General features: G+C 45.3%; 15 protein-coding genes and 2 riboswitches. Of the genes, 14 read left to right on the top strand and 1 reads right to left on the bottom strand.

All coding sequences use genetic code 11. From position 1 onward, the window contains the following. Positions 1 to 235 precede the first annotated feature (235 nt). The 14 genes from QF041_RS18260 to sdaAA all read left to right on the top strand — a co-directional run bounded on the left by QF041_RS18260 (position 236) and on the right by sdaAA (position 15,966). A complete protein-coding gene (locus QF041_RS18260) occupies positions 236 to 2,101 on the top strand; it encodes a BglG family transcription antiterminator (protein ID WP_307415227.1) in 1,866 nt (621 codons plus the stop codon). A gap of 17 nt (positions 2,102 to 2,118) precedes the next feature. Then, positions 2,119 to 2,997: a ketose-bisphosphate aldolase gene (locus QF041_RS18255; RefSeq protein WP_036673204.1), complete on the top strand. Its 879-nt coding sequence runs from the start codon at positions 2,119 to 2,121 to the stop codon at positions 2,995 to 2,997. 15 nt (positions 2,998 to 3,012) lie between these two features. Beyond that, positions 3,013 to 4,938 carry a PTS fructose transporter subunit IIABC gene (locus QF041_RS18250; protein WP_307415226.1) on the top strand — a complete coding sequence of 642 codons (1,926 nt, stop codon included), beginning with the start codon at positions 3,013 to 3,015 and terminating at the stop codon, positions 4,936 to 4,938. A gap of 518 nt (positions 4,939 to 5,456) precedes the next feature. Continuing rightward, on the top strand, positions 5,457 to 6,383 hold the full coding sequence (locus QF041_RS18245) for a phosphate ABC transporter substrate-binding protein (protein ID WP_307415224.1): 927 nt from the start codon (positions 5,457 to 5,459) through the stop codon (positions 6,381 to 6,383). Between the two features lie 115 nt (positions 6,384 to 6,498). Then, positions 6,499 to 7,434, top strand: coding sequence for a phosphate ABC transporter permease subunit PstC (gene pstC, locus QF041_RS18240; RefSeq protein ID WP_017690972.1), 936 nt, complete (start codon positions 6,499 to 6,501; stop codon positions 7,432 to 7,434). A 2-nt stretch (positions 7,435 to 7,436) separates the two neighbouring features. Continuing rightward, a complete protein-coding gene (gene pstA, locus QF041_RS18235) occupies positions 7,437 to 8,324 on the top strand; it encodes a phosphate ABC transporter permease PstA (RefSeq protein ID WP_026081329.1) in 888 nt (295 codons plus the stop codon). Positions 8,325 to 8,336: 12 nt separating this feature from the next. Then, positions 8,337 to 9,092 carry a phosphate ABC transporter ATP-binding protein PstB gene (pstB, locus tag QF041_RS18230; RefSeq protein WP_145152038.1) on the top strand — a complete coding sequence of 252 codons (756 nt, stop codon included), beginning with the start codon at positions 8,337 to 8,339 and terminating at the stop codon, positions 9,090 to 9,092. Positions 9,093 to 9,282: 190 nt separating this feature from the next. Beyond that, on the top strand, positions 9,283 to 10,299 hold the full coding sequence (locus QF041_RS18225; RefSeq protein WP_307416999.1) for a phosphotransferase enzyme family protein: 1,017 nt from the start codon (positions 9,283 to 9,285) through the stop codon (positions 10,297 to 10,299). Between the two features lie 192 nt (positions 10,300 to 10,491). Continuing rightward, on the top strand, positions 10,492 to 11,202 hold the full coding sequence (locus QF041_RS18220) for a response regulator transcription factor (protein WP_307415223.1): 711 nt from the start codon (positions 10,492 to 10,494) through the stop codon (positions 11,200 to 11,202). After that, a complete protein-coding gene (locus tag QF041_RS18215) occupies positions 11,199 to 11,543 on the top strand; it encodes a hypothetical protein (RefSeq protein WP_307415222.1) in 345 nt (114 codons plus the stop codon). The genes QF041_RS18220 and QF041_RS18215 overlap by 4 nt, the downstream gene beginning before the upstream one ends. Before the next feature lies 1 nt (position 11,544). Then, positions 11,545 to 12,690: a sensor histidine kinase gene (locus QF041_RS18210; protein WP_307415220.1), complete on the top strand. Its 1,146-nt coding sequence runs from the start codon at positions 11,545 to 11,547 to the stop codon at positions 12,688 to 12,690. Position 12,691: 1 nt separating this feature from the next. Continuing rightward, positions 12,692 to 13,783, top strand: a complete 1,092-nt coding sequence (locus QF041_RS18205) for a LolA family protein (RefSeq protein ID WP_307415219.1) — start codon at positions 12,692 to 12,694, stop codon at positions 13,781 to 13,783. Positions 13,784 to 13,932: 149 nt separating this feature from the next. Next, positions 13,933 to 14,057, top strand: a riboswitch (glycine riboswitch). Positions 14,058 to 14,061: 4 nt separating this feature from the next. After that, positions 14,062 to 14,197, top strand: a riboswitch (glycine riboswitch). Between the two features lie 112 nt (positions 14,198 to 14,309). After that, positions 14,310 to 14,999 carry an L-serine ammonia-lyase, iron-sulfur-dependent subunit beta gene (gene sdaAB / locus QF041_RS18200; protein WP_307415218.1) on the top strand — a complete coding sequence of 230 codons (690 nt, stop codon included), beginning with the start codon at positions 14,310 to 14,312 and terminating at the stop codon, positions 14,997 to 14,999. Continuing rightward, positions 14,989 to 15,966 carry an L-serine ammonia-lyase, iron-sulfur-dependent, subunit alpha gene (sdaAA, locus tag QF041_RS18195; RefSeq protein WP_307415217.1) on the top strand — a complete coding sequence of 326 codons (978 nt, stop codon included), beginning with the start codon at positions 14,989 to 14,991 and terminating at the stop codon, positions 15,964 to 15,966. Before sdaAB ends, sdaAA begins: the two co-directional genes overlap by 11 nt. Positions 15,967 to 16,149: 183 nt before the next feature. On the opposite strand, the gene QF041_RS18190 is transcribed toward sdaAA, so the two are convergent. Next, on the bottom strand, positions 16,150 to 17,910 hold the full coding sequence (locus tag QF041_RS18190) for an alpha-glycosidase (RefSeq protein WP_307415216.1): 1,761 nt from the start codon (positions 17,908 to 17,910) through the stop codon (positions 16,150 to 16,152). Between the last annotated feature and the right edge of the window lie 30 nt (positions 17,911 to 17,940).

The following is a 17,940-nucleotide window of genomic DNA, read 5'->3' as shown; positions in this document are numbered from 1 at the left end:
CGCTTATTGTCATGGATGTAGTGGTACTATACACACAAACCAACCTTTTTAGAAGGTTGGTTTTTTTTGTTCTGTTTTCCTTCCCAAACGATTCTTAAATAGAATACTAACTTAGAATTTAAAAAAAGTGGGTATCATAAACGAATACACGATCACTTCCTAACTATTAGGAAAGAGTATAGGCTTGGTGGATATAAAGCGCTTGCATTAGTATGTGTGTAAGGAGGAAAGCCAAATGAGAAAACGTTACATTAAGCTATTAGAGCATTTAAAACAATCTGAGCATGATTTTGTGAGTGGAAGCGAATTAGCTAATCTATTTGATGTAACGACTAGAACGATTCGCAATGACATCAAAGAAATGAATGAAAATTATTTAGATAAAGCAATGATTATTGGCAATACTCGCAAAGGATACAAATTAGTCGGGGATTTATCCAGCCTGTATAAAAATGAAGATGATGACGAAGAAAGAGCATTTCATATTATCAAAGCACTGTTATCGCAGACTGATTTTATTACGTATGAGGATCTGGCTAGAACGCTTTATTTTTCGACTCAAACGATCCGTAAAGACGTGCAAAAATTAGTGCAAACGATTCAAGCAGAAAAGCAGAACATCGAAATTGAAGCGATTATTTTCCAAGGTATCCGGCTTAAAGGAAGCGAAGTTGAGAAACGGATTTTGCTCAAAAAACTAGTCACTACCGATTGTCTCAAACACATGCCGATAGACGAAGCACTGCAATACTATTTTGGCGATTGGTTCAACGAATCTTCTATTCATTTTATCTACGCTTGTATTGAAGAAGAGGTTGCCAAGTATAATTTATTGCTAAGTTTTCAAGAATTATTCTCGATCTGTGTGAATGTTTTGATCAGTCTTAAACGAGTAAGTCTTGCACAAAAAATAACTGAACAGGATATGAGGTTGGATCATACAAGCTTTGAAGAATTAAAAATAGCCCAATCTATTCTGATCCGTCTGGCTCAAGAAATGGATATCCCTTTTGATGAATATGAGTATCAGTATTTAGGTTACCTGCTGATCGCATTGCAGATCTTACCCAAAAAAAATGAAGAAATTGGGCATGAACACGTAAATGAAATGGAACAAAAAATCAAATCAGTGATCCAAAAAGTTGGAGAGCAATATGGATTCATCAGCTACAAAAACCAAGAGTTACTTGATCGATTATTAGCTCATATTACCAAATCATTATACCCATTAAAGTATTATTTCCCTGTCGAAAATCCTTTTATTGCCCAAATAAAATCAGAATATACCAATGCTTATAATGTCGCAGTTGTGTTGGCAAAAGAATTGCAATTTTGCTTGAATATCAAAATACCCGAAAATGAAATCGGTTACTTGACGTTACACATTATGGGCATTATTGAGAACTCTCAAGATAACAGAAAACGTATTGCAATTATTTATGGCAAAAATCTATTAGTCGGCAAGCTATTGGAGCGTAAGATTAATCTCTATTTTCCGAATATTAGAATCGATAGTCTATTAGCTAATCACGAAATACATCTTCTTCCCGAAGGAATTGAAACGATTATCACAACGAGCGAGATTGCGGAACAACAGCAGTTAAATGTACAAAATATCATTTTGGTAAGTGAAATGATTACAAGTGATGATATGAAGAATATTTCGATTCAGTTAAATCGTGGACTACTCAAATATTATTTATCACCAGATGATGTTTTTTTCCTAAATGAAGACAATCCAATTGATTTGTTAAAAAAACTTACAGAACTAGGCGATATTCAGCATTTATATACCAGTATTGTGGAAAGAGAAAAAATGTCGAGTACCAATATTGGGAATTTGGTCGCGATGCCCCATCCATTTGATTGTGGAGATAACAAAAAATTACGTGTACTGGTAGCGATTAATAAGCAGAAAATGCTATGGGGTGATCAGATGGCGCAGATCATTTTTCTGTTTATTCCGCCGAAAAATCAGAAGGTGAATAACACCAAATTTTTCGAAGAAATTTACGATGTGTTTAAACAGACCAATATGACAGAAAAACTACTCCATATCACCAATTACGATGAATTTTTGGAAGTCTGGTCTTCCAAATAAATCTAGGAGGAATTCAAATGTTAATTAATATGAAAGATTTACTTAAAGTAGCGTATGAAAATAAATTTGCAGTCGGATCATTTAATGTAGCCAATAGCGAGTTCGTCAAAGTGGTCATTACAGCCGCAGAGGAGCAGAATTCGCCTGCAATTATGCAGATTCACCCGAATGAAATTGATCTAGTCACTGATGGGTTTATAGCTTATGTGCGAGAAGCGGCATCCAAGTCTAAAGTGCCGTTTGTTATTCACCTGGATCATGGAGCGACGATCAAAGATATTACGCGTTCGATTCGCAATGGATATACGTCCGTTATGATGGATGCATCTCATTTACCTTTTGAGGAGAATATTGCGGCAACCAAGGAAGCGGTTGAACTGGCTCATCTAGTCGATGTATCTGTAGAAGGTGAACTAGGTACGATTGGGAGTAATGAAGGCAGCTCGGAAGGTGGGGCAGACGAGATTTTGTATACGAATCCAGAAGAAGCGGCGATTTTTGTAGAACAAACAGGTATCGATACACTTGCTGTCGCTGTAGGTACTTCACATGGTATTTATCCTCAATCCAAAGACCATTCGATCAAAATCGATCGTTTAAAACAAATTCATGAAAAAGTAAAAATTCCGTTAGTGCTGCATGGTGGATCAGATAATCCTGATGAAGAGATTAGAGAAGCAGTGAAGCATGGGATAGCGAAGATCAATTTATCAACCGATATGAAGCGAGCTTTCTACAACCAATTAAGAGCGACACTCGATGCGAATCCGAATGCATATGAACCGGATCAACTGATGCCTGAGGCGACCAAAGCAGCAACAGAACTGGTGAAGAAAAAAATGGATCTGTTCGGTTCTACAGGTAAAGCATCCCTTTATAAACTGGGAGAAATTTAAGAGGAGAGATCCATCATGAAGATTTCTAATGTCTTAAAACCAGAAAATATCATATTAGATGTCACCGCTACGACCAAAGCCGAATTAATAGATGAATTATCGCAAAAGTTAAACGATAACGGTTATTTAAGCGATATCGAGCAATTCAAAAAGGATATTTGGGCACGTGAAGAACAGGTTCCTACAGAAGTGGGATTCGGAATAGCCATTCCACATGCCAAGTCTACTGGAGTACAGTCCCCTGCCATTATTATGGGCAGATCATTAAGCGGTATTGAATATAGTACCGAATCATGTAATTTATTTTTTATGATTGCAGTCGATCAAAGCTCTTCATCAGAGCATTTGCAAACATTATCCAAAATTTCGACCTTTTTGATGGATGAACTATTTAGAGCGAAACTTATCCTTGCTCGAGATCAAGAAGAGATTGTCCGTTTATTTGAACAGGCAGAAGAGCAAGAAGCGCAGGCGCTTCATCGTCCTAAAAAGTATGCTGGCAAAAAAGTGGTTGGAGTTACAGGCTGTCCTACAGGAATCGCCCATACGTTTATGGCAGCGGAAGCATTGAAGAATGCGGCCAAGGAACTCGGTGTACACATTAAAGTGCAAACCAATGGATCAACAGGTGTTGGAAACCAATTGACTCCTGAAGATATTGCTGAAGCTGATGGTATTATTGTGGCGGCAGATGTCAAAGTCGATATGGATGTTTTTGGCGATCGTCCAGTGATTAAAACATCTGTCAAAAATGGAGTTCATCATGCACAAGAGTTAATTGAAGATGCGATTGCTGGAAAAGGTGTCGTTTTGAATCAAAGCAACAGTAATTTTAAAGAAGCAAAAGAAAAAACACGCTTAAAGCAGCCTAAAATATACAGCCATATTATGAATGGTGTATCATTTATGATTCCTTTTGTAGTCGCAGGCGGTATATTGATTGCGCTTTCGTTTATGTTTGGTATTCATGCGGCTGACCCAAATAGCCCGGACTATAATGCTTTCGCCGCTTTTTTAAGTACAGCAGGGGGTAGTGCTGCTTTTGCATTGATGGTTCCTGTATTAGCAGGGTATATTGCGTATAGTATTGCTGACCGTCCAGGATTGGCACCTGGTATGATTGGTGGGATGCTGGCAACTATCGGAGGTTCAGGATTTTTGGGAGGTATGCTGGCTGGATTTATCGCCGGTTATACGATCCTAGCTCTGAAAAAATTAGTCAAAGGCATACCCGACTCACTGCAAAGCCTGTCACCTGTGCTGATCTTGCCATTAGCAGGTTCATTTATAACGGCCTTGATTATGTATTTTGTCATCAACAGTCCGATGGCTTGGATCAATGAATCGTTACAAGGTTGGCTAAATGGTTTAACAGGTTCTAATGCTATTTTATTAGGAGCACTTCTGGCAGGAATGATGGCATCTGATATGGGAGGGCCGATTAACAAAACAGCATCTGCATTTGGACTGGCGATGTTCGCCAATCAAATCTTTGAACCTTCTGCTGCTCTGATGGTTGGAGGTATGGTTCCGCCACTGGGTATTGCATTAGCTACAACATTATTTAAAAATAAATTTTCAATCGAAGAACGTAATGCAGGCAAAGCCGCTTATATTATGGGTGCGTCGTTTATTACAGAAGCCGCGATTCCGTTTGCCGCAAATGATCCCTTGCGAGTTATTCCATCCAATATTGTAGGTGCAGCGATTGGTGGAGGAATGTGCATGGCTCTAGGTATTTCGTTACAAGCTCCTCACGGTGGAATCTTTGTTATTCCCATTGCGGCAAGTAATCCATTATTGTATATTGTCTGTATTTTAGTTGGTTCCGTCATTACAGCTTGTATGATTGGATTGTTAAAGAAACCTGTATATCAACCAAAAAGTAATTCAAGCGACCCGTCAGATAAAAAAGCCTTAACAACTATGAAATCTGCATAAATTCTCTAACCAGCTGGTGCCATGCACTGGCTGTGAGGCAGTTTTTTGTTTGTTCTATATAACGGATTGATTCAATATCTACATTAAGTATTTACAGAAGGCCAGCCCATTGTAGGGCTGGCCTTCTTTGCCTACTTCCCAGGCAGGAGATTGAAATGCCTGAGATTCAACGAGCGCTGACACAGCGCAGTACAGGGAAACCGCGATCGTAGTGGAGGGGACGGAATCGATTCTGAAGAAGCGAAGCGTTCGCCTTTGTCTCCTAATTACAACAATTAAAATGATTGATCAAAGAAATTTGGAGACAACAGCGATCAGAAGAACGATCCGTAACCGGAACGGCCACTTCAGCGCAATTTCTCTCAGATAAATTTCAATATACAGCCGATATTTTTAACATTGCGTTTACAAAACACTGATTTTAAGATGACATACCGAAACTACAATGAGTAAAGAGTTGATGGTGAACAAACAAATTCACAAAACGCCATCACTACATTGGGGGAGGAAAACAAAACATGTTTAAAAAGTTGCCGTTTATTTTGATGACCTTAACGTTCGTACTGGTACTCGCAGCATGCGGATCGAAAAATGACGCTGGTACAGAGGGTGCCGCAAGCAATGGATCAGGAGAAGCTGCTACTGAGCTTAGCGGTAACATTCTGGCAGTCGGATCGACAGCATTGCTACCTCTCGTAGAACAAGCTGGACAGAAATTTATGGCAGTTGATGAATATAAGAACGTAACGGTTCAAGTTCAAGGTGGCGGTAGTGGTACTGGTTTGACACAAGTATCTGACGGACAAGCTACAATCGGTAACTCTGATGTATTTGCAGAAGAGAAACTGGAGGACGAAGCCAAAGTAAAAGAACTGGTTGATCATCAAGTAGCAGTAGTAGCTATGGCACCAGTTAGCAACAAAGATTCAGGTGTAGAAGATTTGACGAAGCAACAACTGGTCGACATCTTCTCCGGTAAAGTAACGAACTGGAAAGACGTTGGCGGCGCGGATAAAGCAATTGTTATTGTAAACCGTCCGAGCAGTTCCGGTACTCGTGCAACTTTTGAGAAGTATGCATTGGGTGCAAAAATGGATGATATCCAAGGTTCGATTCAAGAAGATTCTTCTGGTAACGTAAAAAAATTGGTATCTGAAACGCCAGGTGCTATTGGTTACCTTGCCTTGTCTTACTTGGATGACAGCTTGCAAGTGTTGAAATACGAAGGTGTAGAAGCAACAGTTGAGAACGTAGAAGCAGGAACTTATCCAGTGTGGGCTTACGAGCACATGTACACAAAAGGTAAGCCAGATGCAGCAACACAAGCATTCCTGGACTACATCTTGAGTGACGAAATTCAACAAAATGACGTGACAGAACTTGGATACATTCCAATGTCAGGTATGAAAGTAAAACGCGATGCAGCAGGTAATGTGGTTGAGTAATCTTTGAACTTGCGCATACAGCGAAAGAGGCGGACTTAGGTCCCGCCTCTTTACGCGGTTTGCTCTAAAATAATCCCATATTTTGCATTAATTCTACTATAGAAGGATGGTTGTTATGGAACAGACCGAAGGGGGAACGGTAATGAATAACAAGTTGAAACCGCGCCGGCCCTTAAAAGAGAAACATTATTGGGAAGAGTGGACGGGACGGATCTATACGTCGATTTGTGTCGTTTTCCTGATCGTTGTCATGTTTTCCATTGTTTATTTTGTAGCGTCCAAGGGACTATCAACATTTTTCCAAAATGGAATAAGCATAAGTGAATTTCTTGGTGGGAAAACGTGGAATCCAACTGGAGAGCCTGCGTTCTACGGGGCATTGCCGTTCATTACAGGTTCTTTCATTACAACCTTGCTTGCAGCATTGATCGCAAGTCCGCTTGGCCTGTGTGCAGCGCTCTTCATGACAGAGATTGTCCCGGGCAAAGGGAAAAAGATCTTGCAGCCTGCGATTGAGCTCTTGTCCGGAATTCCATCCGTTGTGTACGGATTTATCGGTCTGAGTGTCATCGTACCTTTGCTGCGCAGTATCTTTGGTGGAACAGGCGTCGGGATTGCAGCCGGATGTCTTGTTCTCGCGGTAATGATTCTTCCTACGGTGACAAGTATTATGGCAGATGCATTGTCCGCGTTGCCAAAAGGATTGCGTGAATCCTCCTACGCACTCGGTGCCACTCGCTGGCAAACCATCTACCGTGTCATTATCCCAACAACTTTGCCAGCTTTGTTGACAGGTGTTGTTTTGGGTATGGCCCGTGCTTTTGGTGAGGCACTTGCTGTGCAGATGGTTATCGGTAATGCACCGCATGTTCCAACCTCCTTGCTCGAATCGGCTTCAACATTAACAAGTGTAATCACACTCAGCATGGGTAACACCACGATGGGTTCTGTTCATAACAATGCACTGTGGAGTATGGCGCTTGTCCTGTTGGTGATGACCTTTGTCTTCGTCATTCTGGTTCGCCTGCTTGAAAGGAGAAACCGGGTATGAAAATGAAGGCAAAGACGGTAGATAAAATTGCAACATCCGTTATCGTTGTATTGGCTCTATTCATTGTTATTCTATTGCTCGGTCTGCTTGGATTCATCATGTATAGAGGCATTGGACATATTAGCTGGAACTTCCTGACGAGCGCACCACAGTTGCTCAAGGGTGGGGGCGGAATTGGTCCACAGCTCTTCAACTCCGTATTCTTGCTTGTCCTGACCTTGATTGTTACCATTCCACTCGGGTGGGGCGGCGGAATTTACATGGCGGAGTACGCCAAACCAGGCAAGATTACAAGCTTCATTCGTCTGGTCGTTGAAGTATTGTCATCATTCCCATCCATCGTTATTGGTTTGTTTGGTCTCTTGCTGCTAGTAAATCAATTTGGTCTTGGTTTCTCCCTGATCTCGGGTGCCTTGGCTCTGGCGATCTTTAACTTGCCACTGATGGTACGTACAACGGAGCAGGCCTTCCGTGCCGTTCCGAAGGAACAGAAGGAAGCAGGTCTGGCGCTTGGACTGTCCAAGTGGAAAATTATCACTTCCATTCTACTGCCTGTGGCATTGCCGAGCTTGATTACGGGTACGATCTTGGCATCGGGCCGGATCTTCGGTGAAGCAGCCGCGCTGATGTTCACCGCAGGTATGAGTAGTCCACCATTGGACTTTACAGATTGGAATCCGACGAGTCCAAGATCACCGCTTAATCCTTTCCGTCCGGCAGAGACACTTGCTGTCCATATCTGGAAAGTGAATAGTGAAGGTATTGGGCCAGATTCCAAAGAAGTGGCAGCAGGGGCATCCGCCGTGCTTGTCATTCTCGTGCTGGCGTTCAATCTAAGTGCACGCTGGATCGGTCGGGTTGTATTCCGCCGCATGACAGCTTCGAAATAAGGAGGAACCAACATGGCCATACCTTTTGGTACGGAACAGTTAAGCATATATTATGGACATTTCCAGGCGGTCAAGCAGATTAGCCTGACGTTTCCTGAAGCAAGCGTAACGGCTCTTATTGGGCCGTCTGGTTGCGGTAAATCCACGTTCCTCCGGTCACTCAACCGGATGAACGACGAGATTGCCGGTTCCCGTACAGAGGGACATATCTGGATGGACGGTAACGATCTGAATGAGCCTGGAACCGATGTAATCAAGCTTCGCCAGAAGATTGGCATGGTGTGGCAGAAGCCAAATCCTTTTCATAAGTCCATCTACAACAATATCGCGTTTGGCCCCCGCTACCGCGGTACGAAGAGTAAGAAGGCACTGGATGAAATTGTGGAAAAAAGCTTGCGCCGTGCTGCGCTCTGGGACGAAGTGAAAGACAGACTGCATGAGTCAGCTCTGTCTCTCTCTGGTGGACAACAGCAGCGCCTATGTATCGCTCGCGCTTTGTCTGTTGAACCACAGATTCTGCTGCTCGATGAGCCGGCATCTGCACTTGACCCGGTATCTACGGGTAAAGTTGAAGAGTTGATTACCGAGCTCAAGAAGGAGCTGCGGATTGTCATTGTTACCCATAACATGCAGCAGGCGGCACGCATCTCGGATTACACGGCTTATTTCTATCTGGGAAGTATGGTTGAGCACGGTGATACAGAGCACATTTTCACGAACCCGGACAATCGTCTAACGCAAGAATACATTATGGGACGTTTCGGTTAATTGGATCATGGAGTGTAACATAGAGTAATAGAGATAAAGAAATAAATAGAGATAAAAGAAAGCACAATGCCTGGACGGTTGTTCGGGGGTTGTGCTTTTTTGATTTCATATTGGAAGAATTTGCTGTGTGTAAAGCAATCATGCTACGATAATTAGTAATAAGGAGAACGTTTACATTACTTTGAAGGAGATGTTGATAATTACTACGGATCAGATGTCTTACGACCTTATGGCAGCTCAGATTATACAGAACTACACTATTGAGAAACCTGTCGTTTCATATATTCGTCATAATGAGAATCTGACATATCATGTCGTTGATGAAGCAAGCGGGCAGAAGTATCTGCTACGTATCCATCAAGCCGCATATGCAAGTATGACAGGCATTCAGCATACGCTTCCTGCGCTGGAGGCAGAGATGAACCTGCTTCATGAGTTAAACGCAACGACAGCATTGCGCGTTCAACATCCGGTACGCAATGCATCGGGTGAATGGGTAACGGTATGGACAAGTGAGGCAGGGAAAGAGATTTGTTGTACGGTACTGGAGTGGATTGAGGGAAGGGACATCCAGCAGGGAGAACGCCTGACAACAGAGCAGATCTATGATCTTGGGGCACAACTGCAGATGCTTCATCAATATGGGCATGATCAGAATCAGACAGATCGAACAAAGGTGCGGCCGGCATATGGCAATGCCCACGAGAACTTGGTCATGCTAGGGCAGTTAGAGGAAGGCGTCCGACTGGGGATTTTCACAACGGAAGACTTCGATCTGCTTCGTGAGACGTTTGAGAACATTAATGAGCAGCTAGAAACATACCCGCAGCACGCTGGGACATGGGGGATCATTCATGGGGATATTACTCGCAACAATCTGCTGATAACGGAGCAGGGAATTTCCATGATTGATTTTTGTCTACACGGTTATGGTTATTATCTTTTCGATGCCGGAGGGGCAGCACTTATGTTCAATCGGGAGGAACGTGACATATTCTTATCCGGTTATACCCAACAGACCGCACCACTGACGGATCGTGATATCCGATTAATGGAAGGATTCATGTTGATCTTTACACTGGGTTATTATGCCTTTCAGATGGCGAATGAGTCGAGACACGAATGGATGAAAGACCGCATGCCGAAGCTGTGCAGCAAGTATTGTAGACCCTATGTACAGAACGAGAGCATCTTCTATGAGTTATGAGGTGTTTCCTTTTCTAGGAGCTATAACTTAGGATTAAGATTGTGAATATTACCTGGGCGTCCTGAACAATCGGGGTGCTCTTTTTGCATGCATTAGATAACGATCGTAATGGACATTTATGAAGAAAGTATAAACTCTGAGGAGAGTCAACTTTTCTTAGCTACAATATAGTCATGGGAGGATGAAGCAGCGATGAGAGACAGCGAGAATATATTGCTGGTGGAGGATGATCCGGAGATTGCCCGTATTTTGAGAGATCATCTACGTCATGAGGGTTATGGGGTAACTTGGGCATCAAGCGGTTTGGAGAGCTGGGAAGACTTTAGGGAGGGAGCCTATCAATTAGTCTTGTTGGATCTGATGCTGCCGGAAATGGATGGGTTCACGGTATGCAAAAACATTAGACTGATCAGCGATGTTCCGCTGCTCATGATGAGTGCTCGAATTGAGGAAGAGAGCAAAGTCAGGGGGCTTGGGCTGGGAGCTGACGATTATATTACGAAGCCCTTCAGTCTAACGGAACTTACAGCTCGCATTAAATCTCATCTGAATAGGTACCGCAGATATCAGGGCGTAGAGCCGGATTCGACAGATAGACAGTATAACGATGGGTTATCGATTGATTATTTGAATCAGCGCGCACAGCTTCATGGAGAACATGTGGCACTAACCAACAAGGAATGGGCTTTGCTCATACTGCTTGCTTCTCATCCTGGCCGGGTGTTTACCAAGGCGGAACTGTATGAACATGTCTGGAGTCAGCCAGAGGCGGGGAACTCGAGTACAGTCACAGTTCATGTGAAGAGCCTTCGGGCCAAGCTTGGTGACGAGCCCCATCATCCACGCTGGATTCAGACGGTGTGGGGTAGTGGCTATCGGTTCGTGGGGGAGCCTGAGGAATGAAGTTGAAGTACTGGTTAATGCTTGCCTTCCTCATTGTAATGCTGCTGCCTGTCGCTGCTGGGTGGGCGCTGTACTCCCTGTATAACTATTACAATGATCAGCGTGCCGTAACGGAATATGTAGAGTTGTCCGGACAATTAGCTCCTATTGAACTGGCTTTATCTGACCCGGGACTGTACCAGCTGCACTCGCCTGATGCTTTCGCTGCACTCTCCGAATTGGAGAATGGTCGGGTGAACTTTGATCTGTATTTACCAACAGGGATTCGGGTGTACACATCAGGGGGGAGTACATGGTCTTCTGGAGCTTACACCGTTGGGGGGGCGGGAGCTGTATCGTAATTTGTACAAATTACAGATTCGTCATCGTACATTCTCGTTGAAGAAACCCGTATGGGAAAAAGGTGAGTTGGTTGGCATTTACGAAATCGTCATGCTGCGTGGAGATTGGCTGGAAGGCATATCCTTGCGGACAACCTGGGTCATGGGTCTCACTGCTACTTTCTTTATCCTGTTATACGGAACAGTGCTGTGGTTGCTATCTCGAAAGCTCTTTCGGCCGATGAAATATCTCATAGAACGAATGGATGCTTTTGCACGGGGAGAGGCTGCTACGGATGTGGTACCTGTTCGTCATGATGAAATGGGCATCTTGCTCCAACAGTTTGATGCAATGCAAGACAAGATCAGACATACTCAGGCCGATGTGGAGAGGGAGCAAAAAGAAAAAGAGCTCATGATCGCCTCGTTATCCCATGATCTGAAAACACCGTTGATGTCCATTAGTGCCTATACGGAAGTACTTAACGGTGATCGTCAACTGAAACGCCTTGAAAGGCAGGAATATCAGGATGTGCTGCTCGGAAATGTGGAGCGGATGAAACAGATGATTAGTGAACTTGAGATGTATACGGCGCTGGGTTCCAGTGAATCGGAGATGGCCATGGTTAAGGTGGAAGGTGAAGAGTTTTTTGATATGCTGCTTGGGAGCTATGAGGGACTTGCCGAGCGTGATCAGATTGACGTGAAGATGGATGTCCGCACAGATCAACTGTACCGAGTTCATCCCGAACAACTGATGCGCCTGACAGATAATCTGATAAATAATGCACTACGCCACACAAGGACGAACGGTGTAATGGGACTAGGGGTTATTGCTTCAGATTGGGAGCTTCCTGAATGGATTATTCCTTCGCTTAGAGCTGAATTGGATAACTACAGGGCGGGAGCAACATTGATCATAGTACAAAACGAAGGTCCTGCTATTCCTGAAGAACAGCTCATTCGTATCTTCGAACCCTATGTTCAACACCAGAATCAGGAGGAGAAGACGTATGCAGGTGGTTCGGGATTGGGATTGAGTATAGCCAAACGGGTTGCGATAAAGCACGGAGGGGATATGCGCATGTGGTCATACGAAGGATATGGAACGCTGGCAGCATGCCGATTGCCTGAACATGGAGAATGTAAACGCAGAGAGGGTGGATAAGATGATGAAAAAAGGATGGATGATGCTGGGTACTGCTGTGTTGGCAGGCGCCCTGCTTGGAGGTTGCGCGGAGAAGGATATGCTGGCTATGTCAGGAGATGAGATGATTGAGAAGGTTGTCTCAGCAGAAACAGAACCCGCCTCGTATTATGCGGAAGGTGTGATGAAGATATGGGCAGATGACAAGCTGACTAACACGTTGCAAATTAAGGAATGGGTAGATGGTGAAACCGGACGAAAGCGCACGGAAACATCAGAGAATGGCAATGTCAGTTACGCAGTTAATGATGGAAAGAAGATCATCATATATGAAAAAGAAACAGGGGCAGCATATTCCATGGATGCATCATCCGTGTCACAACAACCTAATCAAACCCAGAAGCAAATATTGCTCGATCAACTAGAGCGGTTACGTACTACGCATGATGTGAATATGATGGGACAGGAGAAACTTCATGGACAGGACGTCATTCATATTGAATTGACACCAAAAGAAGAAGGCGCATTCTCCATATCTTCAGAGTATTGGGTAGATCCCAAAACGTGGATGATTGTCAAAGTAAACAGCGCGTATGGGGATGGAAAATCAGAAATGGTCTATGATCCGATTCAGTATGACCCTGAATTCACAAAGGATACTTTCGTAATTGACATCCCTAAGGAGGTCGATGTGAAGGACTTGAACGATATGATGCAGAATTCCGAAGTGACCCTAGAGGAAGCGGAAAAAGCGTTGGAACAGCCGTTCCTACAGGACATGAGTGGAGAATTCGAACTATCACGGATCGAAATGTCTACATCGCGCGGTGAGCTGAGCAGAGATGAAGTAACCTTGTATTACGTAAGTAACGACAAGGTAGAAGTCAGCCTGACGGTATTCAAGATGCCGGAAGAAAATGTGGACGATACACTAATGCCGGATGAAGCCAAGATTAAGGTTCGTAACACCGAGGGTTCATATATGAAGAGCATTCGGAACATATCATGGAGTGAGAATGGCTTGCGTTACTCCATTATGGGTGAAAACGAAGGATGGACGAAAGAGAAGCTTCAAGCTTGGATAAATGAATTGAAGCTGCCTAATCATTCCTAATGAGTTGATAAAGATGGTAATTATACGTCACTTTTATTGACATATAATGTGTAGCATATTAATCTGTAAGTATATGTACCAGATATGATCCAATTGAACAGAAGACACACGTTCGATGTGAGTTGAACGAGGAAGTGAATATAAGCGGATGATAACGAGCGGGAGAGACCTGGGTTAGCCAAGCAAAATGGCTAGTGTTCAGGCACCGAAGGAGCAAGCCGCTGCGCACCCGGCGCAGTGGTTAATCTCTCAGGTAAATGTACCATCGTTGGACGCAACTCTGGAGAGTGCGCGAACTGCGCCACCCAAGGGGTATATGATCAGTCAGTCCGGTGACCTTGTCTGTAATTGCAGACAATGCACCTTGTCGTGAGACACTGCTGATTGTGAAACTCTCAGGTATCGAGGACAGAGAGAGGGCCTGAGGCCTTCTTCTGTCCTTTTTTGATGTCATCATTCAGCAAAAAAGGAACATTACGGCATGGAATCTGGATGGAAATGACGAATTTAATTGGAGGGTTACAAGGTGCGATTTAAAGATGTTTTCTCAATAATTGGTCCGTCCATGACGGGGCCTTCAAGTTCACATACAGCTGGAGCAGCAAGGCTGGGAAGAATCGCTCGACAGTGGCTAGGATGTACGCCAGATCGTGCCCGGCTGACGTTATACGGTTCATTCGCTGATACGTATCAGGGGCACGGAACAGATCTGGCACTGATTGGCGGTCTGCTGGATTATGTCACAGACGATCCGCGTATCCCGGATGCAGAGCAATACGCAGAGGAAGCGGGCATGGAGGTTGAGTTTTATACAAGTGGCCTGCCTGCTCCTCATCCAAATACGGTCAAAATTGAGTTGTGGCATGGAGAACGTGCCTGCTCCTTAATCGGTGCATCCATTGGTGGTGGAAGCGTATCGGTGCATGCGATGAATGATTTTCGTGTTCAGATTAGTGGTGAGTTTCCGACACTTGTTCTGCGACATGCGGACAAAGCGGGGGTGCTCGCCTCGGTAACGTCCACGATCAGTTCATCCGGGGTTAACATCGGGTATATGCAGGTGGACCGGAAAGCCCGTGATGGCGAAGCGCTTACCGCGATGGAAATGGATGGTGTGCCTAATCCCGATATGCTCAAGCGTCTAAAGGAGCTCGACCATGTGCTGGACATTCGTGTTATCGATTTGAAGAGAGGAGTTGGTTCGGATGCGGTTTAAACATTTGCACGAACTGAATACGATCTGTACAGCGGAATCCAAAACAATTGCACAGCTGATGATCGAGGAGCAGGTTCAGGAGACCAATACACCAGAAGCAGATGTTGTGAAGCAGATGTCTGAATATTATCAAGTGATGAAGGAAGCGGTACGCAAAGGGTTAACGGAAGATACAACATCACGCAGTGGGTTAACGGGTGGAGACGGCAAAAAAATGGCCGAGTACATCCGCAAGGGTGAGACTTGTTCAGGAGATGCTTCCGCACTTGCCATGGCGTATGCCCTGTGTGTATCTGAAGTGAATGCCTCCATGGGTCGGATCGTGGCAACACCAACAGCCGGTTCCTGCGGCATCATCCCCGGTGTGTTTATTAGCTCACAGGAGCGATTTGGCTGGACGGACGAACATTTGGTGAACGGGTTGTTCTGTGCGGGAGCGATTGGTTATGTTATTGCCAACAATTCATTTATCTCCGGTGCCGAGGGTGGCTGTCAGGCGGAAGTGGGTTCTGCAATCGGCATGGCTGCGGGTGCCATGGTTGAACTGCGTGGAGGTACACCGGAACAGGTCGTTCATGCCGTAGGCTTGGCGTTAAAAAATACACTGGGCCTTATCTGCGATCCGGTCGCAGGCCTTGTTGAAATCCCGTGCATCGTCCGTAATGGACTGGGTGCAGTTACGGCGCTGGCTGCGGCTGACATGGCCCTGGCCGGAGTGCGTAGTGCTATTCCGTCAGATGAAGTCATCGACGTCATGCTGGAAGTAGGCAGTGCGATGCCGAGCCGCCATCGGGAGACAGCCCAGGGCGGACTGGCCCAGACACCAACCGGCCGCAAAATGATGCAGAAGTTGGCTAAACCAAAGGCAAAGCGTGCCGAGCCTGAGCAGGAGTCAAAGCCAGCGGATTCTGACACAACTACAAGTGGGGCGGACAATGCTCAAATGGACAAGGATACTCAGGTTTAAGCTGAACCGGGACCACCGATATATAAATAGTGACATTATTATGTATAACGGCGAATACAAAAATACAAAACAAGCGTCCGTGAACCCGAATCAGGGTTCTGCAGGACGCTTGTTTTATGCTGCCAGATGAAGCGAAGATAGGCTATTTAGATGTGGCTCAGATGTATGATGTGTATTATAACTCTAGTCCTGACTCACAGCCGTACTCAATACGGCATATCCATACGCGGGCAGTTCAATGGCGAGTACGCCATCTTCCTGGGCGGTACGATGGTTTCCGCCAAATAACTCGGTCCATTCCTCGTCCCCAGCCTCCAGCTCGACAATAGCCGTCTCTTCTGATCGATTGAACAGAACCAAAATGCGTTCCTCCTCATTTTGTCGCTCAAATACCAGTTGGCTGCCATCGGGACGAGCCTGCAGGAAACGAACGGTGCCTTCTGCACGCAGGGCAGGATGAGCATGACGCAGGGAGATCAGTTTCTGATAAAAGTCGAACAGCTCTCGGTCCTGCTTCGCTTCATCCCATTCCATGCATTTACGGCAGCCCGGATCATGTTCGCCATCCATGCCAATCTCGTCTCCGTAATAGATGCATGGCGCTCCCATGTAACTGAACTGGAATAACGCAGCCAGCTTCATCTTGCGCTGGTCGCCTTCACACAGCGTGAGCAGTCGCGGGGTGTCGTGGCTGTCCAGCAAGTTAAACGCCACTTCGCTAGCCTGAAGCGGATAACGGGATAACTGTCGCCCGATGGAGTTTGCGAACTGTTCGGCGTGCATTGTATTTTTCACAAAGAAAGCATTCACGGCATCGGTAAACGGATAGTTCATAGACGCATCGAACTGGTCGCCTTGCAGCCAGGAAGAAGACTCGTTCCATACTTCCCCCAGAATGTAGGCATCCGGATTAGCCGCTTTGACTACACGGCGGAAATCACGCCAGAATGCATCGTCCACTTCGTCTGCCACATCCAGCCGCCATCCGTCCGCACCCACTTCCTTGATCCAGTACTCAGCAACCTCCAGCAGATAGGCCTTAACCTCGGCATTCTCCGTATTCAGCTTTGGCATGTGCGCTTCGAATCCGAAGGTCTCATACGTAGGAATGCCATCCTTCACGTCCAGCGGGTATTCATGTACATGAAACCAGTCCTTGTATTTGGATTGTTCTCCGTTCTTTTGCACATCCACAAACGGCGCAAATGTCTTCCCGGAATGGTTGAACACAGCATCCAGAAGTACGCGAATTCCGCGTGCATGGCACAGCTCGACCAGTCGTTTCACGGTATCTGCGTCACCAAAGTGCCGGTCTACCCGCAGGTAGTCTTCGGTATCGTATTTGTGATTGGTGGTGGCTTCGAAGATGGGTGTGAAGTAGATCGCATTAATGCCAAGATCGCTGATGTAATCCAGATGGTCGATCACGCCCTGAAGGTCACCGCCGAAGAAATTGAAAGGTGTTGGCTCGCCGCCCCACGGCTCTACCTTTTCCGGACTAATATCCGGGTTGCCGTTGGCGAATCGTTCAGGGAAAATCTGATAGAACACCGCATCCTTAACCCATGCAGGGGGTGTGAATACAGCTCCGGCATGAATATAAGGGAACTGGAACATACGACCCGGATCGTCCGGTTCTTCTTCCTGGAAGTCCGTCTCGGTCATCCAGATCTGTTCGTCTCCGTTTTTGAGCAGAAAAGAGTATTTCAGTCGGTGGTAGGGAGGTTTCACCTCACCCTCGTAGTAATCGAACATGGAGTCAGAGGTGAACTTCGTTAAGGGAACCAGAGCTTTGGTTGCATCCCACGCATATTTATCCCCGGTCAGGGCATGTACCTCGGTCAGATCATTCTTTTTGGCACGCAGGCGCAGATGGATTGTATCTTGGTCATAGGCATAGGCCCAGTTACGTTTCGGTTGATGATAGATGGCTTCCAGCAGCATGATGAATTTCCTCCCGTCAGGTGTGGATAT

Origin of the sequence: Paenibacillus sp. W2I17, from assembly GCF_030815985.1 — a bacterium.
Taxonomy (GTDB): Bacteria; Bacillota; Bacilli; order Paenibacillales; family Paenibacillaceae; genus Paenibacillus.
Note: the sequence above shows the minus strand (reverse complement) of the source record. Positions and strands in the feature narration are given on the sequence as shown.